Below are 24,794 nucleotides of genomic sequence, written 5' to 3' on the forward strand. Positions count from 1 at the left end.
TTACCTCGTGGGTAATCGACGCCGGGCGGGCGCCGGCGCGAGACTCGGCGTACCGCACCGGCGATCCGGCCGGGCGGACCGGCTCCACGGGGAGGACCCATGCCCGCGTTCGCGCTCGCCCACCTGTACGCACCGCAGATCAACGAGGACGTCCTGACCTACATCGAGCGGATCCAGGGCACGCTGGACCCGTTCGGCGGCCGGTTCCGGGTGCACGGCGCCGAGGTGGAGGTCAAGGAGGGCGACTGGCCCGGCACCGTGGTCATCGTGGAGTTTCCCGACCTGGAGCGCGCCCGGGCCTGGTACGACTCGCCCGCCTACCAGGAGATCGTTCCGCTGCGCACCCGGAACATCCCGGGCGCGACGCTGATCGTCGACGGGGTCGCCCCCGACTACGACGCCCGGCGCACGGCAGCCCGGCTGCGGGAGCACGCCGCCCGCTGATCCCCCGGGCGGGGGAGTCGGTCCACCCCCGCTGGGGAACCGGCGCGCCGTGTACGACGGCAGCTTGGTGGCATGACCACCACCCTGCCGTCGCCGGCCCCACCGCCCATCGCCGCCCGCCCGCGCCGCCCGGTCCTGCCGTACGCCGTGATCGCCTGGGCCCTGCTCTACGGCGCGGTGCGGGTGCGCTGGGCCCTCGTCGGGTCGCCGGCCTTCCCGCCGCTCGACACGGACCTCGTGGTCTTCACCGGCTGGTGGGCGGTGGCGCTCTGTGCCGCCGCGGGGCTGGTCGGCGCGGGCCTCGCCGTCGCCCGCTCCTGGCGGCCGGCGCTGGCCGCGGCCGGGTGGGTGGTCTGCGCGGCGGTGCTGGTCTCCTGCGCGCTGCTGCTGCTGGACGTGGTCGGGCTGCTGATCCTCGACCCGGGCAAGGCGTTCCACCCGGGCGCCCTGCTCAGCCGGATCGCCTGCCTCGCCGGGGCCGCGCTGCTGCACGCGGCGGTCCGGCAACACCGGCGCCGGCTGCGGGGCGACTGCCGCCGGTGCGGGCGCACGGGCCCGGCGCGTGCGGTGACGACGGTGCCGACCTGGGCCCGGGTGGCGGCGTGGTCGGCGGTGGCCGGCTGCCTGCTGCGCCTGGCCGCCCAGGTGTGGTTCGGCTTCGAGGGCATGTCGCTCAGCGAGAGCGCGTCGATGGTCGCCTTCGAGGTGGGCTTCCTGCTGGCGGGCGTGCTGCTGCCGCTGGCCCTGGTGCACTCCTGGGGCGTGGTCTGGCCGGGCTGGGTGCCGCTGCTCGCCGGCCGGCGGATCCCCCGGCTGCTGCTCCTCGTCCCGGCGGCGCTGTTCTCCGTCGGCCTGGTCTGCTACTTCGGGGTGGGCCTCGCCCAGCTCGCCGTCGAGACGGTCACCGGCACGTTCGATCCGGGGGACGGCCGTTTCCCGCTCGCGTTCTTCTGGGTCGCCGAGCCGGCGTACTGGCTGTGGGGTTGGGGGCTGGGGGTGGCGGCGGTCGGGCACCACCTGCGCACGCGGCGCCCCTGCCGGGGCTGCGGTCGCTGACTCCGGGACAGTTTGTCCGTCGCGCTGTGTTCGCCGTGCCGTAACTTTCTGCTGTCCACGTCCGACAATCCTCTGTGGAGGCTCGACCGATGAGCAGCGCCACCACCCGCACCGTCCGTCCGCCCGCCCCACGCGGCGGCGGGGAGCCGTCCGGGGAGGTGCTCCGGGAGATCCCGCTGCCGCCGTACGTCACCGCCGAGGATGCGCAGTTCGCCGTCCGGGCGGTCGTGGTGCACGCGCCCCGAAGCTGGTCCGGCGGGACGGTCTGCCGCAACGACGCCAGCCCGCACCCGTGCCGGCTGCACCGCTGGGGCGTCCGGGTGCTGGCGGAGCGCGGCCTGCGCCCCGCCGACATCGCCGCGCTGATCGCGCGCGGCGACCCGACCGCCGAGCCCCCGCACCGCCCGGGCGCCTGAGCGCCTGAGCGCCGGCGGGGCCCTCGCCCCCGGCCCCGCCGGCCTGTCGCCGGCGCCGGGTGCGGGGGCCCCGCCAGTCCGTCAGCAGGCGACGGGCTTCACCCAGGAGCACTCGCGGCCCTCGGGGACCCGGGGCGCGTCGGGCGCCGACGGGGGCGCCATCCGCGCTGCGGTCACGCCCTTCCCGGTGTACGAGGCGAGCGCGATCGCGATCTGGTCCTCCAGCCCCTTCACCGACGAGGCCAGGTAGTTGTTGAGCAGGATGGAGAACGCGAGCACCCGCCCGTCGGCGTCGGTGACGTAGCCGGAGAGGCCGGAGACGCCGGTCAGGCTGCCGGTCTTGGCGTGCACGTTGCCCGCCGCCGGGGTGCCGCGCATCCGGCTGCGCAGCGTTCCGCCGACGAAGCGGTCCGCGTCGCCGGCGATCGGCAGGGCGGCGTACCAGGTGTCGAACCAGGGCTCGGCGCGGACGGCGGTGAGCAGGTCCACGAACTCCTCGGCGGGGATCAGGTTGCGCCGGGAGAGCCCCGAGCCGTCCCGCTGGCGCAGCGTGCCGGTGTCCATCCCCGCGTCGGCGACGTACTCGCTGATCGCCGTCAGCCCGGCCGTCCAGGTGCCGGAGCCGGAAAGCACCCGGCCGATCTCCTTGGTCAGCACCTCGGCGTGCCCGTTGTTGGACAGCTTGAGGAACGGCACCATCAACTGGGCCAGCGGCATCGACTCGTGCCGCCCCACCTCGGCCGCGCCCTCCGGGGTGGCCTGACCCAGCACGGTGCGGCCGAGCACCCGTACGCCGTGCTTGCGCAGCGCGGCGCGGAAGACGTCGGCGGCGTACCCGGTCGGCTCCCAGACCGTCACCCAGTCGCTCTCCGGCGCGTCGCCGAGCGCGATCTGCCCGGTGACCACGACCGTGTTGCTGCCGTGCGCCCGCTCGAAGGAGATCGACGTCTCCCCGTCGGCGACCGTCTGGGCCCGGTTGTCGATCTTCAGGTACCCGGTGGCCGGGGTGGTGGTGACGACCGGGCGGGTGCCGGCGCTCGCGCCGGGTGCGGCGTGCACGATGACGGTACCCGCGTCGTAGTCGGTGTCGGGGGCGACGGTCAGGGCGGAGACCTGCGCCGCGTAGTAGTAGGGCTCGTCGTCCCAGGTCCAGTCCGGGCCGAGGCGGGTGCTGTCGTAGCGGGTGTCGTCGGCGACCAGGTTGCCGGTGACCACCCGGACGCCCTCGGCGGCGACCTGCGCGGCCAGCGCGTCGTAGTCGGCGGCGAGCATGGTCGGGTCGCCGCCGCCGCGCAGGTAGAGGTTGCCGGAGACCACGCCCGCGCGGCGGGTGCCGGTGGTGCGCGCCTCGGTGGCGAAGCGGTGCCCCGGCCCGAGCAGTTCGAGCGCCGCGGCCGAGGTCAGCAGCTTCGTGTTGGAGGCGGGCACCAGGCGGCGGTCGCCGTTGCGGTGGTAGACGGTCTCGCCGGTGACCGCGTCCTTCACGACCACCGACGCCTGCGCCCCGGCCAGCCGGGAGTCGGCCAGGATCGCGTCGATGGTGGCGTTCAGGCGGGTCGCCGCGGGGGTCGGCGACTCGGCGGTGGCGGTCGGGGCGCCGGCCGTGGCGGCGGCGGCCACCAGCGCCGCCAGCGCGAGCGCCCGGGGGAGGAGACGACGATGCATGCGCTGATGCTGCCATGGAGGTATTCGCCAGAGAAGACCGCCGAGCGAAAGAAATTTTCCGCCCGTGGCCGCCCTGCAACAGGCCGACCACCTCCTCCGGCGACCGGCACTCGTACACCGTCTGCGGGTCAGCCGTCGAGCGGCGCGGCGGTGACCGGCCCGCCGGACGCCTCCGGGGTGAGGACGGCGACCGCCCGGTCGGCCAGGCCGTCCGCCACCAGCACCAGCCGCCGGCACTCGGGATCGCCGGTCCGGTCGGGGAGCTGGCCGGCCAGGGCACGCACCTTCTCGGCCGAGGCGTCGTCCAGCACGAACCCGCCCGCCCGCCACCGCCCGTCGACGCTGAAGAACGCCTTGCCGTCGTGGTCCAGGTCGCCGTTGAGCACCACCGTACGGTCCCCGCCGCGCAGGTCGCTCGACGCCTCGTTGAGCCCCCACGCCTCGTACGACGCCGTGCCCTCGGTCGGCGCCTCGGCCACCCCGACGCCCGTGCAGCCGCTCAGCAGCACGCCCACCGCCGCCGCCGGCAGCAGCGCCCGCCACCTGCGCCGTCCACCCATTCCGCCTCCCGCCCGAACCCGGCCCGTACGCCGATCAGACTCCCGGCGGGGCGGCCCGGTTCCTACCCCGGCCGGGACGTCGTCACGCCGGCGGCGGGTGGCGCGCGTGTGAGCGGAGAGACGCCGCCCGGTGGGCAGCCGGTCGCGGCGTTCGTTGTTGCACCCGACATGGACGAGCGCTCCGTCGACGTGCTGGTGATCGGAGCCGGCCAGGCCGGCCTCTCCGCCGGCTACCATCTGCGCCGCGCCGGTTTCGCCCCCGGTGACGGCTTCGTACTCCTCGACGGCGACGACGGGCCCGGCGGGGCGTGGCGACACCGCTGGCCGACGCTGCGGCTCGACCGGGTGCACGGCTTCCACGACCTGCCCGGCCTGCCCTTCCCGGCGGCGGATCCCGACCGGCCCGCGGCCGAGGTGGTCAGCGCCTACTTCGCCGCGTACGAGCGCGAGTTCGCCCTGCCGGTACGGCGTCCGGTGCGGGTCCGCGAGGTGCGCGACCGGCCCGACGGCCGGCTGGACGTGCTGACCGACCAGGGTGCCTGGGCCACCCGCGCCCTGGTCAACGCCACCGGCACCTGGACCCGGCCGTTCTGGCCGCACTACCCGGGCCGGTCGGTCTTCCGGGGCCGCCAGCTGCACACCGCCGACTACCGGGGCCCGGCGGAGTTCGCCGGCCGGCGGGTCGTGGTGGTCGGCGGTGGGACGTCCGCCGTCCAACTGCTCGCCGAGGTCTCCGCCGTCGCGGCCGGCACCACCTGGGTGACCCGGCGCCCGCCCGACTTCCGCGACGAGGAGTTCACCCCGGAACGGGGACGGGCGGCGGTGGCCCTGGTCGACGCGGCGGTCCGCGCGGGCCGCCCGCCGGCCAGCGTCGTCGGGGTGACCGGGCTGCCGCTCACGCCCGAGCTGCGCCGGCTGCGCGAGCGCGGCGTCCTGGACCGCCTACCCGTCTTCGACCGGATCACGCCCGACGGCGTGGCCTGGGACGACGGCAGGTTCGTGCCCGCCGACGTGATCCTCTGGTGCACCGGCTTCCGGGCCGCGCTGGACCACCTCGCGCCGCTGCGGCTGCGCGCGCCGGGCGGCGGTATCACGATGGACGGCACCCGGGTGGTCGCCGACGAGCGGATTCACCTGATCGGGTACGGACCGTCGGCGAGCACGGTCGGCGCCAACCGGGCCGGCCGCGCGGCGGCACGCGAGATCCGGGCACTGCTCGCCCCGGCGGGCGCCCGCCACTGATCCCGCTCTATTTGACGGATCCCCCGGCAGGGGGCACCGTAGGCCATGGAGGGGCCCTGACCTGCCCCGACCTGCGACGGCGATGTGCGTGTCGCCCTTCCATCGCCTCCCACGTGCGCTCGTGCGCGGGCCGAATCCCGGTCCGCACCGCGTATCCGAGAATCCACGAGGAGTTCCGCCATGCTCACCATGACCGACAACGCCGTGATGGTGATCCGAGACCTCGCCAACCAGGAGGACGTCGCCGAGGACGGCGGGGTGCGGATCGCCGCCGACACCCAGGCGGGCTCGCTCACCGTCGAGCTGGTCGCCGAACCGGTCGACGGCGACCACGTGGTCGACAACCAGGGCGCCCGGATCTTCCTGGACTCCGACGCCGCCGAACTGCTCGGCGACGCCTCGGTCGACGCGACCGTCGACGACGAGGGCATCGTGCAGTTCGGGTTCACCGAGAAGCAGTGACGGGGCCCGTGCGGGGCGCCGGCGCTGAGGTGGCGGGTCAGCCGGCCCGGCGGGTCTCGCCGCCCCGGTGCGGCCGGGCGGGCCGGCCCCGCTCGGCGGCCGGCTGACCGGAGCGCCACGGCCCCGGCCGGGCCTCCCGCCCGGGGCGCGCCAGCGTCGCCAACACGTGCGCCAGGTGGTGCGACGTGCTCCACGCCGCCCAGTTGCTGGCCGAGCCCGCACCGGCGCCCCGCCGGGCGCGCCGGACGATCTCGTGGTCGCCCCAGGAGAAGTCGCCTCCGGCGGCCGGCCAGTGCGGTGCCGAGACCAGTGCGCGGCACAGGTCCGCGAAGCGGTCGTCGCCCCGCCCACCCCGCCGCGACCAGCGGTACACCCACCAGGCGTTGTCGGCGGTGTAGCGGACGGTGGGCAGCCGGTCGCCCGGCTGGTCGGCGCCGGGCACCGCCGAGCCGACGCCGTAGTCGCCGTACCCGACGCCGAGGTCCGCCAGCCGCTGCCAGAGCCGCCAGTCCCAGCGGTCGAGGCGTACCGGCTCGTCGGTGGGGAGGCGGGACACCGCCGGCGGCATGCCGCCGGCCGCCACGCTCACCGAGCGCCAGGCGTGCCGGCGCGCCCACTCCAGCAGCCGGCGCAGCCGCAGCTCGGCCAGCCGCACGTCGGCCGCGCAGCACACGTCCCCGGCGTCGAGGAGCAGGTCGCACTGCTCGGGGACGAGGCGCGTGAGGCGCCAGACCCGCTCCACCGCCGCGGTGGTCGCGTCCGGGCCGGCCCGGTCCTGGCCGAGCCGCAGCCGGACCACCGCCCGGTGGGCGTGGCTCCGCGCCGCCGCGCCGTGGGTGACCAGGCGCCGGTCGCTGTCCGCGAGCCCGATCACCGGCACCAGCGGTACGCCCCAGCGGGCCAGCTCGGTCTCGGGGGCATCGGGCAGACCGGTGACGTCGACGGTCGGGAGCAGCCCGGCGGGGAGCCGGCCGAGAACGTCCAGTGTGTACGAGTCCAAAACGGACACCTGGAGAACCGGAGCGAGCAGGGGGGTGACGACGTGGTCGAGGTGACCGAGCGCCTCCAGCTCGCCCCGCCGGCTGGCGAGGATGGGGCGGTAGACCGGTTCCGCCGCCCGGCCTCCGTGGGCGGGCACCATACCCCAATGTAGCCAGACATCGGTGTCGGTCACAGGGTCGATCGGCCCACCCCTGCGAGTCCGGTACGCCATCCGTCCACGCGAGACGCCCGCCACCGAACTGCCCGCCACCAGACGCCCGGCACCCGACGCCGCACGGGACGCCCGCCCTCCACCGCCGGCCGCCGGTCCGAACGTGACCCGACCGGCCGACGCCGCCGCCCCCCCCTGACGCGGGAGGCGGCGGCACCGGGGTCAGTCGTCGTCGCCGGAGTCGTCGTCCTTGTCGTCGTCATCGTCGTCGTCGCGGTCGTCGTCATCGTCGCGGTCGTCGTCGTCATCGTCGTCGACCGGCTCCTGCTCGGCCTTGACCACGGTGCCGTTCTCCCGGTCGACGTCGATCTCGTGCTCCGTCTGCCCGGCGACGATCTCCACGCTCCACACGGGCCGACCGTGCTCCTGCTCGGCCTCGATCTCGACGACTTGGCCGCCGCCCGCCCGGGCGAGCGCGATCTCGCGGGCCCGCTGCTCGGTCACGGCGTCCCCGCCGGTCGCCGGGGCGCTGCCGCCCGACGGCGCGCCGGGGGCCGCCGAGGTGCCGCCGGTCGCCGGAGCGCTGGTCGCGCTGTCGTCCGGGCTGGCGGCGGTGGTCGGGGCGGTCGTGGCGGCGACCAGGGTGGTCGCCCGGGCCGGACCGCCGTCGGCGGCCGCGACGCCGAGGGCCGCGCCGGCCACGGCGAGCACGGCCATGCCGCCGACCGACGCCAGGATCAGGGGGTTGCGCTTCATCTCGGTTCGCCTTTCCTCGGTTCCTGACCACGAGGATCGCGCCTGCCCGGATAGCGGCACGCTGCCCGAACGCTAAGCCCGGGTTAAGGCCGCCGGGTTCGGCCGCTGTGTTCGCCGCCAGTACCCCGACAGCCTGCCCGGCGCGGCGCGGCGCGAGCTGCGGGTCAGGGCGTCGGCGGGCCGAGTTCGAGGCGTACCTCGGCACCGCCGGAGGGTGCGGTGTGCAGGGTGAGGCGGCCGCCGGTGGCCTCGGCGGCGCGCCGGGCGATGTCCAGGCCGAGGCCCGTGGAGCCGGCGGTGCTGGCACCCCGGCCGATGGTGTCGGGCGGGACGCCCGGTCCCTCGTCCGCCACGGTCAGCACGGCCCGGCCCGCCCCGGCCGTCAACCGGACGGCGAACGCGGTGCCGTCCGGGGTGTGCGCGAAGACGTTGCCGAGCAGGGCGTCCACGGCTGCCGCCAACTCGTCGGCGGGCACGCCCACCGGCAGCGGTCCCGGCGCGAGGTCCAGGGTGACCGCGCGCCCCGTGTCCTCGGCCAGCACCGACCAGAACGCCACCCGTTCGGCCACCACCGTGGCCGCGTCCGCGCTGGCCGCCCCGGCAGTCGGCGCCCGCCAGCGGGCCTGCCGGATCAGGCCGGTGACCGCCCGCTCCAGCCCGTCCACCGCCGCGGTCACCCGGGCCGCGTCCTCCGGGTCCCGCAGCGACTCGGCCTCCAGCCGCAGCGCGGTCAACGGGGTGCGCAGGCGGTGTGACAGGTCGGCGACCTCCTCCCGCTCCTGCGCCAGCAGCACCTGGATCCGACCGGCGAGGTGGTTGAGGGCGCCGGCCACCTCACGCAGCTCGGGCGGCCCGGCGGGCGTGACGCGGGCGTCCAGTTCGGCGTTCGCCAGCCGGTGCGACACCGTGGACAGCTCGCCGATCGGCCGGACCAGGGTGCGGGCCAGCCGGTCGGCGACGGCCATTCCGATCAGCACCAGCACCACGCCGAGCAGGGCCAGGACCAGCCAGGAGCGGGTCACCCCGGCGGTCAGCTCCTCGGGCGGGACCACCGTGCGGATCACCCCGGTGCCGTCGGGGCGGCCCTGCACCGCGATCACCACCTCGCGCCCCCGCCCCGACTCGGCGGTGAAGCTCTGCCCCCGGGCGGCCAGCGCCACCGCGGGCGTCCGCGGGGCCGGGGCGCCGAGCACGGTGCCGTCGGGCAGGAAGACGCTGACCGGGCGGTCGGACTCCGCCGCCAGTTGCTCCACGGTCAGCCGGATCGCCGCGGCGTCGGCGGTGCCGACGACGGTGACGAGACTCTGCGCGTCGGCCGTGGCCCGCACCGTGGCCCGGTCCTCGGCGACGGTACGCACCAGCAGCGCCAGCGGCACCAGGAAGGCGACCAGGGTGAGCACGCTGACCGCGGCGACCAGCAAGGCCATCCGCGCCCTCATCCGGCGCTCCCGGGCGCCTCGAGGCGCACCCCGACGCCCCGCACCGTGTGCAGGTAGCGGGGCGCCTGGGCGCTCTCCCCGAGCTTGCGGCGCAGCCAGGACAGGTGCACGTCCACGGTCTTGTCGGCACCGCCGTACGGGATCTGCCACACCTCGGCGAGCAGCTCCCGCTTGGTGACCACCTGGCCCGGCCGGCCGGCGAGGTGGTGCAGCAGGTCGAACTCGCGCGGGGTCAGCTCGACGGGCTCGCCGTCCAGGGTGACCTGCCGCGACCTCGGGTCCACCCGCAGCCCGCCGACCACCAGCGCCGGGTCCTCGGGGACGGAGCCCGCCCCGCGCCGGAGCACCGCCCGGATCCGCGCGTCGAGCTGCGCCGCCGTGAACGGCTTCACCACGTAGTCGTCGGCCCCGGCGTCGAGCACCCGGACGATCTCGGTCTCGTCGTCGCGGGCGGTGGCCACGATCACCGGTACGACGCTGACGGCGCGCAGCATCCGCAGCAGCTCCCGGCCGTCCAGGTCGGGCAGGCCCAGGTCCAGCACGACGAGGTCGGGTCGGTCGTCCAGCGCGTCGCGCAGGCCGGCCATCGCCGTCGAGGCGGCGGCTACCGCGTGCCCCCGTTCGCGCAGCGCCCGCAGCAGCGGCGTACGGATCGTCAGGTCGTCCTCGATGAGCAGCAGGCGGGCCACAGGTGGCAAGGCTAGCCGCCGCCGGATGCGCCGGCCCGGTCCTTAACCGTCTCTTAGCGTCGTCCATAGCTCGGCCCAACCCGGGATCGGGGACACTCGGTGGATGCGCCGCCGTTCGTTCCTCGCCGTCGCCGGTTGGTTGGCCACCGCCGTCGTCGCCACCCTGATCGGAGTGGCCGCGATCCGGTGGGTGGGGGAGAGCATCGCCGGCACCCCGGGCGGCGTCGTGCTCAGCCAGGAGGAGGTCGAGCGCGCTCTGGCGTCGCCCGAGTCGACCGCCACCGGTGCGGGGCCGTCGTTCCCGGCACCGACCGCCACCGGCGCGGCGCCGTCGTCGCCGGCACCGACCGGCCCCGCCCCGCAGGGCGAGCGCCGGGCCCTCTCCACGACGGGTGGCACGGCGGTGGCCGAGTGCAGGCCGGACGGGGTGTGGTTGGTCTCCTGGACGCCGGCGCAGGGCTACCGCGTCTCCGACGTCGACCGGGGGCCGGACGACGACGTGGAGGTCACGTTCGCCGGCCCGGCCGGCGAGTTCGAGCTGAAGGTGCGCTGCGTGGGCCGGGAGCCCGTGGTGGAGGCCGACGACGACTGAGCGCGGCGGCCGGGCGACCGCCGACCGGCCCTCCCACCCGGCGGTGCTCCGGACACGAGCGCGCGGCGCCGCTCGGATCCCTCGGGATCGGAACGTCGCCGCGCTCTGGCCGTCTCCCACCACCGCAGCCGTACGGCGGTACGTCAGCGGGGACCTGGCTCGACCGGCGCCATGCGCCCGTCCCTGTCTCGATCCCCGTCCACGGGGGCACCAAACCTGCGATCAGTGGGGAATTCCACCATCTGCACGTCTCGGCGTGGCGTCGCGCCGGAGCGGGTATGTGCGTCGGCATGGAGCATTACACGATCGCGACCGTCGCCGAGAAGAGCCCGGATTTCCGGCGGGTGCTGTGGACCGGTGAGCACACCCAGTTGGTGATCATGACGATTCCGCCGGGCGGTGAGATCGGCGAGGAGGTCCACGAGGACATCGACCAGATCCTCACCTTCGTCAGCGGCACCGGCGAGGCCCGCGTGGCGGGGGAGAAGCGCGAGGTCGTCCAGGGCGACCTGGTGGTGGTGCCGGCCGGCACGAAGCACAACTTCGTCAACACCGGCCCGAACCCGCTGGTGCTCTACACCGTCTACGGTCCCCCCGAGCACGCCGACCAGGCGGTGCACCGGACGAAGGAGGAGGCCGACGCGGCGGAGGAGGCCGGCGAGGACGAGCCGCCCACCTCCTGATCCCGTCCACCGGCGGTGCCGCCCGCCCGGCCGCCTGCCGGCGGCGCCGCCCGCCCGCCTGCCTGACGGGCCGATCGGCGCGCCGGCGGTGCCCGTCTGAGGCGGGCCGAACGGGGTACCCCCGGCGGGTGGACCAGCCGGCGATCTCCGACTACGGATTCCTCTCCGACTGCCGCTCGGGCGCCCTGGTCAGCCGGGACGGCTCGATCGACTGGTGGTGCCCGGACCGGTTCGACGCCCCGTCGGTGTTCGGTCGGCTGCTCGACCCGGCGGCCGGCCACTGGCGGCTGGCGCCCGTCGCGGCCGGGCTGCCCGGGCACCGGGCGGAGCGGGCGTACTTCGCCGACACGCTGGTGCTGCGCACCGTGCACCACACCCCGGAGGGCAGCGTCGCGGTCACCGACGCGCTCGCCGCCGAGCACGGCGCCCGGGGCCACGAGTTGGGGATGAACTCGCCGGCGGTGCTGCTGCGGGTGGTGGAGGGGCTGACCGGGCGGGTGCGGATGTCGCTGGACTTCCGCCCCCGCCCGGAGTACGGCCTGCTCACCCCCTACCTGCACGAGCGGCCCGACGGGGTGCTCGCCGCGGCCGGCCCGGTGGTGCTGGGCCTGCGCGCCGGCGGGATCCCGCTGACCGTCGAGCGGGACCGCGTCCGGCAGGACTTCGAGGTCGCCGCCGGGCAGGTGGTCGGCTTCGACGTGGCGTACGGGCGGGCGTACGGGGCGGCTCCGGTCCGGCTGGACCCGGTGACCGCGCTCGCCGAGACGGTGCGGGCGTGGCAGGCGTACCGGGAGGCGCACCACTACGACGGCCGCTACCCCGACCAGGTCCGGCACAGCGCGACCGTGCTCACCGGCCTCACGTACGCCCGCAGCGGCGCCGTCGCCGCGGCCCTGACCACGTCGCTGCCGGAGCGGATCGGCGGCGACCGCAACTACGACTACCGCTACTCGTGGCTGCGCGATTTCGCGATGACTATGCGTGCCCTCTGGGTGGCCGCGTGCCCGACGGAGGCGTCCCGCCTCTTCGCCTGGGCGGCCCGGTCGATCGGCCGCGTCGGCCCCGACCCCGTGCCGGTGCTCTTCGGGCTGGAGGGGGAGCGGGACGTCTCCGAGTACGAGTGCCACCACCTGCGCGGCTACGCCGACAGCCTGCCGGTCCGGGTCGGCAACGACGCCTGGCGGCAGCGCCAGCTCGACGTGCCGGGCGAGGTGGTCTCGGCGGTCTGGCGGCTGCGGGACCGCCTGGGCGAGACGTTCGACGAGGAGCTGCGCGAGATGGTGCTCGACCTGACCGAGCAGGTGGCGGCCACCTGGCACCTGCCCGACCGGGGGATCTGGGAGACCCGGGACGCCGACCGGCACTACCTGTCGTCGAAGGTGCTGTGCTGGGTGGCGATGGAGCGGGCGGTGACGCTCGCGCCCCGGCTCGGCGACCGGGCCGACCCGCGGCGCTGGGCGGGCATCCGCGACGAGATCCGCGCCGCCGTGCTGCGCGAGGGCTGGGACGAGCGGGTCGGCGCGTACACGGGGGCGTTCGGCTCGTCCGAGCTGGACGCCTCCGCGCTGCTGCTGCCGTTGGTGCGCTTCCTGCCGGCGACCGACCCCCGGATGCGCGCCACCATCGAGGTGGTCGCGCGGGAGCTGGGCGCCGGCGACGGTCTCCTCCGGCGGTGGGGCACCGACCCGGCCGGCTTCCTGCTCTGCTCGTTCTGGCTGGTGGAGTGCCTGGTGATGGTCGGCGAGCGGGGGCGCGCCGAGGCGCTCTTCGAGCGGCTGCTCGGGCACGCCAACGACGTCGGCCTGTTCAGCGAGCAGATCGACCCGCGTACGGGCGCGCAGCTCGGCAACACCCCGCAGGCGCTGTCGCACATCGGCCTGGTCAGCGCCGCCTGGCGCCTCACCGACCCCACCACCGACTGACGGCGGTGTGAGGAAGGGCCCCCTCCTGTCGCAGTTTGTAGAGGAAGGGGCCCTTGCTGCACCGTCAGGCCGGTAGCACCGGGACGTCGGCGACGTCCACGGTCTCCGGGTACTTCAGCCCGGACCCGGTGTTGAGCACCACCACCCGCTCGCCGGCCCGGATCCAGCCGCCGGCGCGCAGGTGTCGGGCCGCGGTCAGGCAGGCGGCCCCTTCCGGGCAGAGCAACAGCCCCTCCCGGGCCGCGAAGTCCCGCAGGTCGGCCAGGATCTCGGCGTCGTCGACCGCGATCGCGGTGCCGGCGCTGGCCCGCAGCGCGTCGAGGATCAGTTCGTCGCCGAGCGGGGCGGGCACGGTGATGCCGAACGCCACGGTGTGCGCGTCGGCCCAGGGCCGCGCGCGCTCCTCCCCGGCGGCGAAGGCCCGGACGATCGGGGCGCAGCCGGTCGACTGCACCGCGACCAGGCGGGGCAGCCTGTCCTCGATCCAGCCCAGCTCGCGCAGCTCGTGCAGCGCCTTGTGGATGCCGATCAGGCCGACCCCGCCCCCGGTGGGATAGACGATCACGTCCGGCACCTGCCAGCCGAGCTGCTCGACGATCTCGTACCCCATCGTCTTCTTGCCCTCGAGCCGGTACGGCTCGCGCAGCGTGCCGGCGTCGAAGACCGCGCCGCCGGAGTCGGCGACCAGCCCCGCGACGTGCCGGCCGGCGTCGCCGATCAGCCCGTCGACCAGGCGCAGGTCGGCCCCGGCGGCCACGCACTCCCGCCGGCAGATGGCCGGCGCGGACAGCGGCATGACGATCGTCGCGCCGAGCCCGGCCCGCGCGGCGTACGTCGCCCAGGAGGCGCCCGCGTTGCCGTTGGTCGGCAGGGCGATGTGCTCCACGCCCAGTTCCCGGGCCCGGCTGACGCCCACCGCCGCGCCGCGCGCCTTGAACGAGCCGGTCGGCGTCAGACCCTCGTCCTTGACCAGCAGGTCCGGGATGCCGATCTCCGCGCCGTAGGCCGGGGTGCGCAGCAGCGGCGTCCAGCCCTCGCCCAGCGTGGTCGTGTGCCGCGGATCGGCGACCGGCAGCAGCTCCCGGTAGCGCCAGAGGTCGGCCGGGCGCAGCGGGAACCGCTCGGGGGTGAGCACCTTCGCCACCGCGGCCAGGTCGTAGCGGGCCAGCAGCGGCGAGCCGCAGTCGCAGAGGTTGACCAGCTTGCCGGCGTCGTGCTCGCGCCCGCAGCGCGGGCACTCCAGGTGGGTCAGGTACACGCTGCTCCTCACCGTCTCGACTCGTGTCGCGGATCGTGGCCCGCTCGTGTCGCGGATCGTGGTCCCGCTCGTGCCCGGCTTCCGGCCGCCCCCGTTCCTCAGCCCGCGTCGATGCTCAGCCAGCGTCGGCTGCGGCGGCCGGGCTCGTAGGTCGAGTCCAGCCGCTTCGCCACCACCCCGGGCAGCCCCTGCTCCCGGCCGGCCCGCAGCGCCTCGGGGCCGGCGCCGGGGAACCAGGGCGGAGTTTGCCAGTGCGGGCCGGCGAGCGCCAGACCGTCGAGCAGCTCCCGGCGCTGCGCGTACGGCAGGTCGGTGCTGGTCACGCCCTCCAACCAGAGCAGGTCGAAGATCAGGTACTGCGCGTCCGGGGTCCGGCGTCCGCCGCGCGCCGGGCGTACCCTCCCGGCGGTGTCGATGCGGACCAGGACGCCGTCGAGCACGGCCTCCGTCGGGGCCAGCTCCTCGGCCATCTCGCGCAGCCAGGGGTACGTCCCGGAGATGTCCTCGTCGTCCTCCGAGACCAGCCGCAGGCGTCCCCCGGAGACGTACGCGACCGCGCGCACGCCGTCCCAGCGCAGCTCGTAGCCCCACTCCGCCTGGTCCCTCGGCAGCTTCGCCGCCGGCGTGGGGCGCATCGGGCGGACCAGCTCCGGCATGCTCGCCCAGCCCTCCGGCGGCGGGTCGGTGCGCCGGACCATCCAGTCCCGGCCACCCTTGCCGCCGGTGGCGAAGAGCACGTACCGCCCGGCGGTGCGCTCCCCGTCGAGCACCACGATGACCTCGTCGTCGCGCCACTTCTCCAGGCGGTACGTGCCCCGGTCGTGGATGGTCATCCGGCCGCCGCCGTACTCGCCGGCCGGGATCTCGCCGTGGAAGTCCAGGTATTCCATCGGGTGGTCCTCGGTGTGCACGGCGAGGTGGTTGCGGCCGTTGTCGCGGGGCAGCCCGCGCGGCACCGCCCAGGAGGCCAGCACGCCGTCGTGCTCGAGCCGCAGGTCCCAGTGCAGGCTGCGGGCGTGGTGCTGCTGGATGACGAACCGGGCCGCCCCCTCGGCGGCCTTCTTCCGCCGCGGGGGCCGCTTCGGCACCGGCTCCGGGGTGCGCGCCGCGTCCCGTTTGCGCCGGTACTCCTCCAGCCGGTCAGCCACCCCCGCATTCTCCGGCAAACCGCGCCGGCCCGCTGGGTGCCCGGTTGTCCGGATCGGCGGAGCATGCCGGGGGTCAGCACGGGTAGACCCGTCGGCATGGACCACCAGGAGCAGCCCTCCGTTCCGCTCCCGGGCGAGGTGCGGATGCCTCTGCTCGGCTTCGGCACGTGGCAGGCCACCGGCCAGGCCGGGTACGACGCCGTGCTCGCCGCGCTGGACGCCGGCTACCGGCACGTCGACACCGCCACGATGTACGGCAACGAGAAGGAGGTCGGCCGGGCGGTACAGGAGAGCGGGCTGCGCCGCGAGGACGTCTTCCTCACCACGAAGCTGCCGCCGGACCGGGTCGGCCGGGAGCGGGAGACCCTCGAGGCGAGCCTGACCGCGCTCGGCATCGACTGCGTCGACCTGTGGCTGGTGCACTGGCCGCCGTCGAACCCGGCCGACAGCATCCCCGTGTGGCGGGAGATGCTCGCCGCCCGGGACGAGGGGCTCGCGCGGGCGGTGGGGGTGAGCAACTACAGCACCGCCGAGATCGACGAGCTGATCCAGGCGACGGAGGAGAACCCGGCGGTCAACCAGATCCGGTGGAGCCCGTCGCTGTACGACCGGCAGCGGCACCGGGAGCACCGGGACCGGGGCGTGGTGCTGGAGGGTTACAGTCCGTTCAAGACCAGTGACCTCGCCGACCCGGTGCTGACCCGGATCGCCGTCGCGCACGACGTCTCCCCGGCCCAGGTGGTGCTCCGCTGGCACGTCGACCACGAGATCGTGGTCATCCCCAAGTCGGTGACCCCGGATCGGATCCGCGCCAACGCCGACATCTTCCACTTCTCGCTCACCGCCGAGGAGATGCGCGACATCGACGCCCTCGGCAACCCCTGACGCCCCCCTCGGCACCCCTTGATCGCGGGCCCGCGGGGCGCCGCACAGGGTTCGACGTTGCCAAATTCCTTCAGCCTGAATAGGGGCGATGAAGGGTATCGACATAGATGCTCGTGACGATATAGCGTGCGCGTCACCAGTTCATCGGTCGGTCGGAACCCCTCCGCCCTCGCTGAAGGAGCCCCCATGAACGCGTCACGACCCGCCCGCCTGCGCCGCCGCAGGCTGCTGGGCATGTCGGCCCTGGCGGCCACCGCGGTGGCCGTCGCCGCCAAGCCCGCCGCGGCCAGCGCCGCCCCGATCGCCGCGCCGAAGGCCGAGTGCCTCGCCGACCTGTTCGGGGAGTCCTGATGGCCACGATCCCCTGGCTGGTGGACGTCCTTCGGGGGGCGGGCGTCCAGGTCGTCACCCATGGCGACTGGCTCAACCGGATGCGCCCGGGGGACTTCAACCCGATCGGCGTGCTCTGGCACCACACCGCCGCCACCTCCAGCGCCACCAACCCGCACCCGGCGCTCAACGTCTGCATCAACGGCCGCTCCGACCTGCCCGGCCCGCTCTGCCAGGCCCTCGTCGACTACCACGGCGTCTTCCACGTCATCTCCGCCGGCCGCTGCAACCACGCGGGCGTCAGCGGCGGCAGCGGGCCGATCCCGGCCGGCGACGGCAACACCCTGATGATCGGCTGGGAGATCGACTACAACGGGGTCAGCCAGGAGATGACGGCGGCGCAGTACAACGCGTCGATCGCCGCCACCGCGGCCGTGCTCAAGCGGCTGGGCAGGGACGCCAGCTACGCCCGCGGGCACCGCGAGACGAGCACCACCGGCAAGATCGACCCGTCGTTCATCGACCTGAACAAGATGCGCTCCGACGTCGCCGCGAAGATGGCGGGCGGCACCGCCTGGACCTCCACGGTGGACAACTCCACCGCCGGCCGGTTCACCGCCAGCGCCAACTGGGGCACCTCGACGTACTCGACGCAGCGCTACGGCGCCGACTACCGGTACGCGAACCCGGTCGCCGCCAGCGACGCCGCCTGGTACAAGTTCAACGTCCCGGCGACCGCGAGCTACCGGGTCGACGCCTGGTGGCCGGCGAACGCCGGCTACAACGCCGCGACGCCGTACATCGTGTCCACCACCACCGGTAACCGGACGATCATCGTCGACCAGCGGATCACCGGCGGGCAGTGGCGCACGCTCGGCACCTTCACCCTGCCGGCCGGCGACGCCAACCGGGTCGCCGTCAGCCGGTGGAGCTCCGCCAGCGGCCTGATCATCGCCGACGCCGTCCGGCTCACCCGGGTCTGACCGCCGGTCCGATCCACGCGGCGTCCGCCAGGCCCCGGGGGAGGCATGGCGGACGTCGCGCGTCCGGCGCGGTGCTCAGGAGCGCCGGCAGGCGACCCCGCCGGGTGTGAAGCTCGTCGGTGACGCGCGGGGCGCGGGAACCTGCGGTGCCTGTCGGCGCATTTACGTCTTTGAAACCTGCACGTCCCAGGGCTGGGGTATTGGGCGGGTAGGTGAGGTTTGTCACGCCCGAGCCCTGCGGTGGGCAGGTGGTCCCCCGTGCAACGTGGTGCGCCCTCCGAGGAATGTTTCGGAGTGGGACGATTGACTCTGGTGTGTGCCGATTGCGCCGAGTAGTGTCTTGCCTCCAACGCGTTCCGCACCCCTCCGGAGGCGTACACCACCATGGGTGGCTTCCCCCTGCGCATCCTCGTCGTCGGCGCGGGCATCGCCGGCCTGGCCGTGGCCCGGGCGCTGCGGATGGTGGGCTTCCGGCCCGACGTCACCGAGCGGCTGCCCCCGGGCGAGAACCCCGAGACCGGGCTCTACCTGCCCGGCAACGCGGCCCGGGCGCTGCGCCGGCTGGACCTCGACGGGCCGGTCCGCCCGCTCGGGCAGGTCATCCACCGCCAGCGGTTCCTCGACGCGGCCGGGGCGCCGCTGTGTGAGGTGGACCTCGACGCCCTCTGGGCCGGCGTCGGCGAGTGCCGCGCCCTGCCCCGGTCGGAACTGCACCGCGTGCTGCTCACCGGGGCCGGCGGCGCCGTCCGGCACGGCGCCGAGGTGCGCACCCTCGACCTGCTGCCGCGGTCGGTCGGCGTCACCTTCGTCGACGGCACCGCCACCGAGTACGACCTGGTGATCGGCGCCGACGGGCCGCGCTCCACCGTCCGCGCCCTCGCCGCGCTCGGCGGCCCGCCCCAGCCCGCCGGCCAGGTCGTCTACCGCAGCGTGGTGTGCGGCGGCCCCCGGCTCGCGGAGTGGACCGCCCTGCTCGGCCAGCGTGCCGGCTTCCTGGCCGTGCCGCTCGGCGCCGGGCGGCTGCACTGCTACGCCGACGAGGCGGGCACGCTCGCGCCGGCCGACCCGGTGGCCCGGCTGCGCGAGCTGTTCGGCGACTACGGCGGGCCGGTGCCGGAGGTGCTGGAGGTGCTGGACCGGGTGCACGTCGGGGTCACCGAGGAGGTGGAGCTGGGGCGCTGGTCCCGGGGGCGGGTGCTGCTCGTCGGGGACGCCGCGCACGCCACCGCCCCGACGCTGTCCCAGGGCGCGGCGATGGCGCTGGAGGACGCCGTCGTGCTCGCCGAGTCGCTGCGGGCGGCCGGCGACGTCGAGGCGGCGCTGGCCGCGTACGAGAGTCGTCGTCGCCCGCGTACGCGATGGGTGCGGGACCGGACCCGCGACCGCAACCGGACCCGGGACGTGCCGCCGGCGCTGCGCGACCCGCTGCTGCGCGGGCGCGGCGGGCGGATCTTCGGCGAGCACTACCGGCTGCTGCTCGGCCCGCTCTAGGAGCGGTGTGCGCGCGCCCTCCGGACCGGGTGGCGCAGGTTACCCGACCACCCCACGCGGCGCAGCCACCTGCCGGGGACTATCCTCCTTGCGGATGACGGCCCGCCGATAACCAGCGCGTGCCGAGCGGGACAACCCAGAACCGGAGGCCACTCGTGACCACCGTCGCACCCAAGCCGGTCGTGACCCGGCCCTGGCCGGTCCGAGCACCGGTCAAGGGGTCGGCCATCGCGCGGCTGCTGCGGACCACGGACGCGAAGCAGATCGGGATCATGTACATGGTCACCGCGTTCGCGTTCTTCATGATCGGCGGCCTGATGGCCCTGATCATGCGGGCCGAACTCGCCCGACCCGGGCTGCAGTTCCTGTCGCCCGAGCAGTACAACCAGCTGTTCACGATGCACGGCACGATCATGCTGCTGTTCTTCGCGACGCCGATCGTGTTCGCCTTCGCGAACTACATCGTGCCGCTGCAGATCGGCGCGCCCGACGTGTCGTTCCCCCGGCTGAACAGCTTCGCCTACTGGCTGTTCCTCTTCGGCGGCACGATGGCGACCCTCGGCTTCATCACCCCGGGTGGCGCCGCCGACTTCGGCTGGACCGCCTACACGCCGCTGAGCAACGTCGAGCACTCCCCGGGCGTCGGCGGCAACCTGTGGGTGGTCGGCCTCGTCATCTCCGGTCTGGGCTCGATCCTCGGCGCGGTCAACCTGATCACCACGATCCTGACCCTGCGCGCGCCCGGCATGACCATGTTCCGGATGCCGATCTTCACCTGGAACATGCTGGTCACCAGCCTCCTGGTGATCCTGGTCTTCCCGCTGCTGGCCGCCGCGCTGATGGCGCTCGCCGCGGACCGCATCATGGGCGCCCACGTCTACGACCCGGCGACCGGCGGGCCGATGCTGTGGCAGCACCTGTTCTGGTTCTTCGGCCACCCCGAGGTGTACATCATCGCGCTGCCGTTCTTCGGCATCATCAGCGAGATCATCCCGGTCTTCTCCCGCAAGCCGATCTTCGGCTACAAGGGCCTGGTCGCCGCGACCATCGCCATCGCCGCGCTGTCGATGAGCGTCTGGGCGCACCACATGTTCTCCACCGGCCAGGTGCTGCTGCCCTTCTTCAGCTTCCTGAGCTACCTGATCGCCGTGCCGACCGGTATGAAGTTCTTCAACTGGATCGGCACCATGTGGCGGGGCCAGGTCAGCTTCGAGACGCCGATGCTCTTCTCGATCGGCTTCCTGGTGACGTTCCTCTTCGGTGGTCTCACCGGTGTGCTGCTGGCCAGCCCGCCGCTCGACTTCCACCTGCACGACTCGTACTTCGTGGTGGCGCACTTCCACTACGTGCTCTTCGGCACGATCGTGTTCGCCGTCTTCGCCGGCATCTACTTCTGGTTCCCGAAGATGTTCGGCCGGATGCTCGACGAGCGGCTGGGCAAGGTGCACTTCTGGCTGACCATGATCGGCTTCCACACCACGTTCCTGGTGCAGCACTGGCTGGGCAACGAGGGCATGCCGCGTCGGTACGCCGACTACCTGCCCACCGACGGTTTCACGACGCTGAACATGATCTCCACGATCGGCGCGTTCATCACCGGTATCTCGACGCTGCCGTTCATCTGGAACTGCTGGAAGTCGTACAAGGCCGGGCCGGTCGTCGAGGTCGACGACCCGTGGGGCCACGGCAACTCGCTGGAGTGGGCGACCACCTCGCCGCCTCCGCTGCGGAACTTCGACCGGATGCCGCGGATCCGCTCCGAGCGGCCGGCGTTCGACCTCAAGTTCCCCGAGCTGGCCGCCGGGCAGACGCTGGCCGGCCCGCCGGAGGGCGGCGCCAAGCCGCTGACCAGCGAGTCCGACGGCGGCGCGAGCTACCAGGAGGACATCGCCTCCGACATCGACCGCCGCTGACGATCGAGCACCACGTACGACGGGCGCCACCCCCACCGGGGGTCGGCGCCCGTCGCCGTTGTCGGGGGTGACGCCGTCCGGTGCGGCAGCGGCGCGGACAGCCGACCGGACGGAGGTACGGTCCGCAGCGCCGTTCGGCGGCCGACCGGACGTGCGGGCCCGGCCGCCGGGAACGCCGTACCGATCCGGCGCCGAGATCGAGGCGGGAACTCGAACGGGATCATGCGGCCCCGCCCGGCCCACAGCACGAAGCCGTCGGCGACGGTCGCCTGGTGGGACTGCGCCGGGCGGATGGACGTGGGGTGCGTCGACGCCGAGTACGGCGGCCGGCCGCCGCATGGGGCATCCCGTTCCGACGGCCCGTCGACGGAACCCGAGCCGCACCGGCAAGAGGTGCCGCCCGGCGTCGAGGGACCACGGACCGCTGCGCCGGGGGAGGCCCTACAACCCGTCCGCGCCGTACACGGCAGGATTCCGCCGTGTCGCCGGGCGGAGGGCACACCGACGGCGGGGCCGCCGGGTGGGTCAGTTGGCGGTGGCCGGGGCCAGGTCGGGCTCGGGGGCGACGACCGGGGCGGTGGTCCGGCGGCGGCGCAGCTCGATCGGGAGCACGGCCAGCGCGACCAGCGCGCCGATCGCGCCGGTGACCGCGAACCCCCAGGCGGGGGCGGAGGCGTCGATCACGGCGCCGGCGAGGGGGGCGCCCACCGCGATGCCGACGGTGACGGCCGAGCCGTGCAGGCCCATCGCCTCGCCGCGGACGGACGCGGGGACGAGCCGGCTCACCGCGTCGGCGGTGGCCGCGAGGGTCGGCGCGCAGAGCGCCCCGGCGGGGATCAGCGCCAGGCAGAGCAGCCACCAGTGTGCCCCGCCCAGCCCGACCGGGATGGTGCAGAGACTGAGCGCGGCCATCAGGGCCAGCGGCGAGAAGGAGCGGCTGACGGCCCCGTACGCGAAACCGCCGACCAGCGAGGCGACCGCCCACCCGGCGAGTACGGCGCCCGTCCACCCGACGTCGCCGCTCTCCCGGAGCACGGCGACCACGGCCACGTCGGTGCCGCCGAGCACCAGCGTGCCGGCGGCGCTGATCGCCAGCACGGCGAGCAGCCGCGGGGTGAGCCACGCCCGGCGGGGCACCTTGAGCTGTGGCCCGGTCGGCTCGTCGCCGCCCCGGGTGGGCGGGTTCAGCAGCCAGAACACAACGGCGGTGGTGACGATCCCGGCGCCGACCAGGTAGAGGGTCGTCCGGGCGGAGATCGCGGTGACCGCCGCCACGGCCAGCGCCGGGCCGACCATGAACGACAGCTCCACCGACATCGAGTCCAGCGCGTACGCGGGGCGGCGCCGCTCCGGCGGCACCATCGCGGCGATGGACTGCCGGACCACCGAGAAGATCGGCAGGGCCAGCGAGCCGGCCAGGAACGCGGCCGGCAGCAGCAGCGGGTAGGGCAGCGTCGGGGCGGTGGACCAGAAGAGCGCCTCGGCGACCCCGGTCAGCACGAGCACCGGCCGCAGGCCGCGCCGGTCGACCAGCCGGCCGAGCAGCGGGCCGCCGATCGCGGCGCCCACGGTGACGGCCGCGCCGACGAGCCCCGCCGCCCCGTAGCCGCGCCCGAGGTCGAGCACGACGTAGAACGTCAGGGTCACCCCGGTCGCGGTGAGCGGGACGCGGGCGAGCACCGACACCAGCAGCAACGACCGGAGACCGGGCAGGGCGAGCGCCTCCCGGTAAGGCTTCAGGTTCATGTCGGTGCGTACCTCCGCGGGACATCCTCGGCCCGGGGTACGACACCCGCCAGCGATTTACCGCCTCATGCGGCCCTGATCACAGGCTTCCCGCGCATGGCGACCCCGGCCCCCTCCAGCGACCGCAGCGCCACGTCGGTGGTCTCCGCGGCGACGGCGGCGGTGAGGTCCAGCAGCACGGTGGTGGCGAAGCCCTCCCGGGCGGCGTCCAGGGCGGTGGCCCGGACGCAGTGGTCGGTCGCGATGCCGACCAGCTCGACCGTGTCGACCCCGTGCCGGCGCAGCCAGTCGGCCAGGCACTCGCCGTCGTCGGCGTGCCCCTCGAAGCCCGAGTACGCCGCCGCGTGCTCGCCCTTGTGGAAGATCGCCTCGATCCGGTCGGTCGCCAGCTCGGGGTGGAACTCGGAGCCGGGGGTGCCCACCACGCAGTGCCGCGGCCAGGAGTCCACGAAGTCCGGCGGGTCGCCGAAGTGCGCGCCCGGGTCGACGTGGTAGTCCTTCGTCGCCACCACGTGGTCCCAGCGGTCCGGCTCGGCCGCGAGCAGCCGGGTGATGCCGGCCGCCACGCCGGCCCCGCCGCCCACGGCCAGCGAGCCGCCTTCGCAGAAGTCGTTCTGCACGTCCACGATGATCAACGCGTTGCCCACCGGAGTGCTCCTTTCAGTCGGCCGGTACGACCGTGACGGGGACGGCGGGGTCGCCGCCGGAGAGCTTCAGCCCCTCCCAGGGGATGGAGATGAGGCACTGCCGCAGGTGCTCCCGCGACTCGTCCAGGGTGGGCCGGTCGACCGGCTCGCCCCCGACCAGGAACGGCCGCTGCAGCAGCCGGTCGTTGGGCTGCCGGTCGGGCACGCCCTGCGGCACGATCACCTCTTCGGTGGCGGTGCCGGTCGGCTTGTGCCGGCGTACGGCCACCTTCCGGCCGCCGATGGTGCCCTTGCGCTCGGAGCGCTTCACCACCGCGCGGCCGTCGACCTCGACCAGCTTGTAGACGAGACCGGCGGTGGGCGCGCCGGAGCCGGTGACCACGGAGGTGCCCGCGCCGTACATGTCGACGGGCTCGGCGGCGAGCGCGGCGATGGCGTACTCGTCGAGGTCGCCGGAAACGATGATCTTCGTCTCGGTGGCGCCGAGCGAGTCGAGCAGCTCGCGGGACTGCTGGGCGATCACCGCGAGGTCGCCCGAGTCGATCCGGATGGCCCGCAGGTCGGGCCCGGCCACCGCGATCGCGTTGCGGATGCCCTGGCTGATGTCGTACGTGTCGACCAGCAGCGTGGTGTCCTTGCCCAGCGTGGCGACCTGCGAGGCGAACGCGGCCCGCTCGTCGTCGTGCAGCAGGGTGAACGCGTGCGCGGCGGTGCCGGCGGTCGGGATGCCGTACCGCTGCCCGGCGGCGAGGTTGGAGGTGAACCGGAACCCGGCCAGGTACGCGGCCCGCGCCGCGGCCACCGCGGCCTCCTCGTGCGCCCGCCGGGAGCCCATCTCGATCAGGGCCCGGCCGCGGGCCGCGGTGACCATCCGCGCGGCGGCTGCCGCCACGGCGCTGTCGTAGTTCAGCACCGAGAGGACCAGCGTCTCCAGCACGACGCACTCGGCGAAGCCGCCGGAGACGGTGAGGATCGGCGAGCCGGGGAAGCACAGCTCGCCCTCGGCGTAGCCGTCGACGTCGCCGGTGAAGCGGTAGTCGCGCAGCCAGGCGGCGGCCTGCTCGTCGACCACCCCGGTGCGGCGCAGGAAGTCGATCTCGTCGGCGTCGAAGCGGAAGTCGCGGATCATCTCGACCAGCCGGCCGGTGCCGGCGACCACGCCGTAGCGGCGGCCGGCGGGCAGCCGGCGGTTGAACACCTCGAAGACGCAGCGGCGGTCGGCGGTGCCGTCCCGCAGGGCGGCACTGACCATCGTCAGCTCGTAGTGGTCGGTCAGCAGCGCGGGGCGAAGGGTGTTCACCGCCCCAGCCTAGA

General features: G+C 74.7%; 24 protein-coding genes. 13 read left to right on the forward strand and 11 right to left on the reverse strand.

Translation table 11 applies throughout. The features are described 5' to 3' along the window. The first annotated feature begins 99 nt into the window (after nt 1–99). From ACFY23_RS30165 to ACFY23_RS30175, 3 genes are all read left to right on the forward strand, one after another. Nucleotides 100–444 carry a DUF1330 domain-containing protein gene (locus ACFY23_RS30165; RefSeq protein ID WP_350676867.1) on the forward strand — a complete coding sequence of 115 codons (345 nt, stop codon included), beginning with the start codon at nt 100–102 and terminating at the stop codon, nt 442–444. 72 nt (nt 445–516) lie between these two features. Further along, nucleotides 517–1,500, forward strand: a complete 984-nt coding sequence (locus tag ACFY23_RS30170; RefSeq protein ID WP_350676865.1) for a hypothetical protein — start codon at nt 517–519, stop codon at nt 1,498–1,500. An 89-nt stretch (nt 1,501–1,589) separates the two neighbouring features. Then, the gene (locus ACFY23_RS30175; RefSeq protein WP_350676862.1) at nt 1,590–1,916 is read left to right on the forward strand and encodes a hypothetical protein; all 327 of its coding nucleotides are present in this window, start codon (nt 1,590–1,592) and stop codon (nt 1,914–1,916) included. An 81-nt stretch (nt 1,917–1,997) separates the two neighbouring features. On the opposite strand, the gene dacB is transcribed toward ACFY23_RS30175, so the two are convergent. Both dacB and ACFY23_RS30185 read right to left on the reverse strand, forming a co-directional pair. Further along, entirely contained in the window at nt 1,998–3,581 is a 1,584-nt protein-coding gene (gene dacB, locus ACFY23_RS30180) for a D-alanyl-D-alanine carboxypeptidase/D-alanyl-D-alanine-endopeptidase (protein ID WP_350676860.1), read from the reverse strand. A gap of 128 nt (nt 3,582–3,709) precedes the next feature. Then, complete coding sequence (locus tag ACFY23_RS30185) at nt 3,710–4,141, reverse strand: hypothetical protein (RefSeq protein ID WP_350676857.1); 432 nt, start codon at nt 4,139–4,141, stop codon at nt 3,710–3,712. A gap of 108 nt (nt 4,142–4,249) precedes the next feature. On the opposite strand from ACFY23_RS30185, the gene ACFY23_RS30190 reads away from it, so the two are divergent. Together ACFY23_RS30190 and ACFY23_RS30195 are read left to right on the forward strand one after the other, a co-directional pair. Beyond that, nucleotides 4,250–5,383: an NAD(P)-binding domain-containing protein gene (locus ACFY23_RS30190; RefSeq protein ID WP_350676855.1), complete on the forward strand. Its 1,134-nt coding sequence runs from the start codon at nt 4,250–4,252 to the stop codon at nt 5,381–5,383. Nucleotides 5,384–5,563: 180 nt separating this feature from the next. Next, nucleotides 5,564–5,845 (forward strand): adhesin, encoded by a 282-nt coding sequence (locus tag ACFY23_RS30195; RefSeq protein ID WP_350676852.1) that lies wholly within the window; start codon nt 5,564–5,566, stop codon nt 5,843–5,845. 37 nt (nt 5,846–5,882) lie between these two features. On the opposite strand, the gene ACFY23_RS30200 is transcribed toward ACFY23_RS30195, so the two are convergent. The 4 genes from ACFY23_RS30200 to ACFY23_RS30215 form a co-directional block, all read right to left on the reverse strand. Next, nucleotides 5,883–6,986 (reverse strand): hypothetical protein, encoded by a 1,104-nt coding sequence (locus tag ACFY23_RS30200; protein ID WP_350676970.1) that lies wholly within the window; start codon nt 6,984–6,986, stop codon nt 5,883–5,885. A 234-nt stretch (nt 6,987–7,220) separates the two neighbouring features. After that, nucleotides 7,221–7,754, reverse strand: coding sequence for a PepSY domain-containing protein (locus ACFY23_RS30205; protein WP_350676850.1), 534 nt, complete (start codon nt 7,752–7,754; stop codon nt 7,221–7,223). A gap of 164 nt (nt 7,755–7,918) precedes the next feature. After that, on the reverse strand, nt 7,919–9,193 hold the full coding sequence (locus ACFY23_RS30210) for a HAMP domain-containing sensor histidine kinase (protein WP_350676847.1): 1,275 nt from the start codon (nt 9,191–9,193) through the stop codon (nt 7,919–7,921). Further along, nucleotides 9,190–9,882 (reverse strand): response regulator transcription factor, encoded by a 693-nt coding sequence (locus tag ACFY23_RS30215; RefSeq protein WP_350676845.1) that lies wholly within the window; start codon nt 9,880–9,882, stop codon nt 9,190–9,192. The genes ACFY23_RS30210 and ACFY23_RS30215 overlap by 4 nt, the downstream gene beginning before the upstream one ends. Before the next feature lie 103 nt (nt 9,883–9,985). On the opposite strand from ACFY23_RS30215, the gene ACFY23_RS30220 reads away from it, so the two are divergent. From ACFY23_RS30220 to ACFY23_RS30230, 3 genes are all read left to right on the forward strand, one after another. Beyond that, entirely contained in the window at nt 9,986–10,474 is a 489-nt protein-coding gene (locus ACFY23_RS30220) for a septum formation initiator (RefSeq protein WP_350676842.1), read from the forward strand. Between the two features lie 278 nt (nt 10,475–10,752). After that, nucleotides 10,753–11,157, forward strand: a complete 405-nt coding sequence (locus ACFY23_RS30225) for a cupin domain-containing protein (RefSeq protein WP_387038605.1) — start codon at nt 10,753–10,755, stop codon at nt 11,155–11,157. A 128-nt stretch (nt 11,158–11,285) separates the two neighbouring features. Next, nucleotides 11,286–13,079 (forward strand): glycoside hydrolase family 15 protein, encoded by a 1,794-nt coding sequence (locus tag ACFY23_RS30230; RefSeq protein ID WP_350676837.1) that lies wholly within the window; start codon nt 11,286–11,288, stop codon nt 13,077–13,079. 64 nt (nt 13,080–13,143) lie between these two features. Here the strand turns inward: ACFY23_RS30230 and ACFY23_RS30235 are convergent, their stop codons facing one another. Both ACFY23_RS30235 and ACFY23_RS30240 read right to left on the reverse strand, forming a co-directional pair. Continuing rightward, nucleotides 13,144–14,337, reverse strand: a complete 1,194-nt coding sequence (locus tag ACFY23_RS30235; protein ID WP_350676967.1) for a threonine synthase — start codon at nt 14,335–14,337, stop codon at nt 13,144–13,146. A gap of 98 nt (nt 14,338–14,435) precedes the next feature. Beyond that, a complete protein-coding gene (locus tag ACFY23_RS30240; protein WP_350676835.1) occupies nt 14,436–15,485 on the reverse strand; it encodes a DNA polymerase ligase N-terminal domain-containing protein in 1,050 nt (349 codons plus the stop codon). Nucleotides 15,486–15,581: 96 nt separating this feature from the next. On the opposite strand from ACFY23_RS30240, the gene ACFY23_RS30245 reads away from it, so the two are divergent. From ACFY23_RS30245 to ctaD, 5 genes are all read left to right on the forward strand, one after another. Continuing rightward, a complete protein-coding gene (locus tag ACFY23_RS30245) occupies nt 15,582–16,370 on the forward strand; it encodes an aldo/keto reductase (RefSeq protein ID WP_350676832.1) in 789 nt (262 codons plus the stop codon). A 186-nt stretch (nt 16,371–16,556) separates the two neighbouring features. After that, complete coding sequence (locus tag ACFY23_RS30250) at nt 16,557–16,721, forward strand: hypothetical protein (RefSeq protein ID WP_350676831.1); 165 nt, start codon at nt 16,557–16,559, stop codon at nt 16,719–16,721. After that, a complete protein-coding gene (locus tag ACFY23_RS30255) occupies nt 16,721–17,683 on the forward strand; it encodes an N-acetylmuramoyl-L-alanine amidase (RefSeq protein ID WP_350676828.1) in 963 nt (320 codons plus the stop codon). Before ACFY23_RS30250 ends, ACFY23_RS30255 begins: the two co-directional genes overlap by 1 nt. A gap of 384 nt (nt 17,684–18,067) precedes the next feature. Continuing rightward, entirely contained in the window at nt 18,068–19,174 is a 1,107-nt protein-coding gene (locus ACFY23_RS30260) for an FAD-dependent monooxygenase (RefSeq protein ID WP_350676826.1), read from the forward strand. 155 nt (nt 19,175–19,329) lie between these two features. After that, nucleotides 19,330–21,087 carry a cytochrome c oxidase subunit I gene (ctaD, locus tag ACFY23_RS30265; protein WP_350676823.1) on the forward strand — a complete coding sequence of 586 codons (1,758 nt, stop codon included), beginning with the start codon at nt 19,330–19,332 and terminating at the stop codon, nt 21,085–21,087. A 525-nt stretch (nt 21,088–21,612) separates the two neighbouring features. On the opposite strand, the gene ACFY23_RS30270 is transcribed toward ctaD, so the two are convergent. From ACFY23_RS30270 to ACFY23_RS30280, 3 genes are all read right to left on the reverse strand, one after another. Then, nucleotides 21,613–22,833 (reverse strand): MFS transporter, encoded by a 1,221-nt coding sequence (locus ACFY23_RS30270; protein WP_350676821.1) that lies wholly within the window; start codon nt 22,831–22,833, stop codon nt 21,613–21,615. 65 nt (nt 22,834–22,898) lie between these two features. Further along, on the reverse strand, nt 22,899–23,480 hold the full coding sequence (locus ACFY23_RS30275) for an isochorismatase family protein (protein ID WP_350676818.1): 582 nt from the start codon (nt 23,478–23,480) through the stop codon (nt 22,899–22,901). A 13-nt stretch (nt 23,481–23,493) separates the two neighbouring features. Next, nucleotides 23,494–24,780, reverse strand: a complete 1,287-nt coding sequence (locus ACFY23_RS30280; protein WP_350676816.1) for a nicotinate phosphoribosyltransferase — start codon at nt 24,778–24,780, stop codon at nt 23,494–23,496. Nucleotides 24,781–24,794 lie beyond the last annotated feature (14 nt).

Source organism: Micromonospora sp. NPDC000121 (assembly GCF_042899165.1).
GTDB lineage: Bacteria > Actinomycetota > Actinomycetes > Mycobacteriales > Micromonosporaceae > Micromonospora.

Bases quoted from the DNA above. Each gene is read 5' to 3' on its own strand.
- ACFY23_RS30165 (WP_350676867.1), top strand. From the start codon at position 100: ATGCCCGCGTTCGCGCTCGCCCACCTGTACGCACCGCAGATCAACGAG.
- ACFY23_RS30170 (WP_350676865.1), top strand. From the start codon at position 517: ATGACCACCACCCTGCCGTCGCCGGCCCCACCGCCCATCGCCGCCCGC.
- ACFY23_RS30175 (WP_350676862.1), top strand. From the start codon at position 1,590: ATGAGCAGCGCCACCACCCGCACCGTCCGTCCGCCCGCCCCACGCGGC.
- dacB (WP_350676860.1), bottom strand. From the start codon at position 3,581: ATGCATCGTCGTCTCCTCCCCCGGGCGCTCGCGCTGGCGGCGCTGGTG.
- ACFY23_RS30185 (WP_350676857.1), bottom strand. From the start codon at position 4,141: ATGGGTGGACGGCGCAGGTGGCGGGCGCTGCTGCCGGCGGCGGCGGTG.
- ACFY23_RS30195 (WP_350676852.1), top strand. From the start codon at position 5,564: ATGCTCACCATGACCGACAACGCCGTGATGGTGATCCGAGACCTCGCC.
- ACFY23_RS30200 (WP_350676970.1), bottom strand. From the start codon at position 6,986: ATGGTGCCCGCCCACGGAGGCCGGGCGGCGGAACCGGTCTACCGCCCC.
- ACFY23_RS30205 (WP_350676850.1), bottom strand. From the start codon at position 7,754: ATGAAGCGCAACCCCCTGATCCTGGCGTCGGTCGGCGGCATGGCCGTG.
- ACFY23_RS30210 (WP_350676847.1), bottom strand. From the start codon at position 9,193: ATGAGGGCGCGGATGGCCTTGCTGGTCGCCGCGGTCAGCGTGCTCACC.
- ACFY23_RS30220 (WP_350676842.1), top strand. From the start codon at position 9,986: ATGCGCCGCCGTTCGTTCCTCGCCGTCGCCGGTTGGTTGGCCACCGCC.
- ACFY23_RS30225 (WP_387038605.1), top strand. From the start codon at position 10,753: ATGTGCGTCGGCATGGAGCATTACACGATCGCGACCGTCGCCGAGAAG.
- ACFY23_RS30245 (WP_350676832.1), top strand. From the start codon at position 15,582: ATGGACCACCAGGAGCAGCCCTCCGTTCCGCTCCCGGGCGAGGTGCGG.
- ACFY23_RS30250 (WP_350676831.1), top strand. From the start codon at position 16,557: ATGAACGCGTCACGACCCGCCCGCCTGCGCCGCCGCAGGCTGCTGGGC.
- ACFY23_RS30255 (WP_350676828.1), top strand. From the start codon at position 16,721: ATGGCCACGATCCCCTGGCTGGTGGACGTCCTTCGGGGGGCGGGCGTC.
- ACFY23_RS30260 (WP_350676826.1), top strand. From the start codon at position 18,068: ATGGGTGGCTTCCCCCTGCGCATCCTCGTCGTCGGCGCGGGCATCGCC.
- ACFY23_RS30270 (WP_350676821.1), bottom strand. From the start codon at position 22,833: ATGAACCTGAAGCCTTACCGGGAGGCGCTCGCCCTGCCCGGTCTCCGG.